1 pseudogene is annotated in these 348 nt (G+C 71.6%); it reads left to right on the top strand.

Features of this window, described 5'->3' with window-relative positions:
* Positions 1-150: 150 nt before the first annotated feature.
* Positions 151-348: pseudogene (locus tag ACYQ2W_RS26720) on the top strand (NAD(P)H-dependent oxidoreductase); the annotation flags it as partial.

Raw genomic sequence — 348 nt, forward strand, 5'->3', positions numbered from 1 at the left:
GGCGCCCTGCGGGTGAGTCGCTGGGCGGCCATCCGCCGCGTTGCGCCCTCTTGAGGCAGGGCGGCTGCCCCGGCGAGGGCGCGCCTTGCGGCTGACCGCCCAGCGACTCACTGATGGCCGATTTGTGGGTAAAGGGCAGGGCTAGTCACCGGCCGCCCCCTCTACCTGCTCTCCGCCCGTGGCGGGGTCTACGAGGGGAGTCCGCAGGACCACCAGACGGCCTACCTGCGCACCGTGTTCGGCTTCCTCGGCTTCGACGAGATCCACGAGGTGCAGGCCGAGGGGCTGGCGATGGGGGCGACCGGTGCCGAACAGGCCATGACCGCGGCAGATGCCGCGATGGAGCAT

It is taken from the genome of Endothiovibrio diazotrophicus, from assembly GCF_054657215.1.